This window comes from Pseudomonas edaphica, assembly GCF_005863185.1.
In the GTDB taxonomy this organism is placed as follows: Bacteria; Pseudomonadota; Gammaproteobacteria; order Pseudomonadales; family Pseudomonadaceae; genus Aquipseudomonas; species Aquipseudomonas edaphica.
Window position 1 is genome coordinate 1 of the sequence record NZ_VBVZ01001041.1, and the last position, 993, is coordinate 993.

General features: G+C 62.5%; 1 protein-coding gene. It reads left to right on the forward strand.

What is annotated here, in order from left to right:
• A partial coding sequence (locus tag FEM54_RS33105; protein WP_240792840.1) for an alpha-amylase family glycosyl hydrolase occupies positions 1–993 on the forward strand: 993 nt, incomplete at both ends.

A 993-nucleotide genomic window follows, 5' to 3' on the forward strand; every position in this document is an offset into this window, starting at 1 on the left:
GGCATCAGCCACCTGTATGCCTCGCCGCTGCTGGCCGCCCGCGCCGGTTCCATGCACGGCTACGATGTGGTTGACCCGACCCGCGTCAACCCCGAGCTTGGAGGCGAGCCCGCCTTGCACAGGTTGGTTGCGGCGCTGCGTGAGCACCGGATGGGGCTGATCCTCGATATCGTCTCCAACCATATGGCCGTCGGCGGTGCAGACAACCCGTGGTGGCTGGACCTCTTGGAATGGGGCCGCCTGAGTCCCTACAGTGAGTTTTTCGATATCCAGTGGCACTCGCCGGACCCGCTGCTCAAGGGCCAATTGCTGATGCCGTTTCTGGGCAGCGACTACGGTGAAGCGCTGCAAAGCGGCAACCTGGCGCTCAAGTTCGATGCCGTGCAGGGCGGTTTTTACGTCGAGCATTACGAGCACCGCTTCCCGATTTGCCCGCGTGACTACGCCATGATTCTGGGCGGCGATGAATTGTTGAAGCCCCTGGCCGATCGTTTCGGCACCCTCGCCTACGAGGATTACGCGTACACCGAAGCCGGCTGGCTCAAACACGCGTTGGCCGAGCGCGCCACCGAAGCCTCGGTGCTGCACGCCATCGAACGCCAACTGGCCGAGTTTGATGGCCGCCAACCAGACGGCTTCCAGCGCTTGCACGCCTTGCTGGAACAACAGGTTTATCGGCTGGCCAGCTGGCGTACCGCAGCGGACGATATCAACTGGCGGCGCTTCTTCGACGTCAACGAACTCGGCGGCCTGCGCGTAGAACGCAGCGCCGTGTTCGAAGCCACCCACGGCAAGATTTTCGAGCTGATCAGCCAAGGGCTGGTGGACGGCTTGCGCATCGACCATATCGACGGGTTGGCTGACCCACGCGGGTATTGCCGCAAGTTGCGCAGGCGCGTGGATTCCCTTTCGCCCAACCGGCATTTGCCGATCTTCGTAGAAAAAATCCTCGGTGAAGGCGAAACCCTGCGCGAAGACTGGCAGGTAGACGGC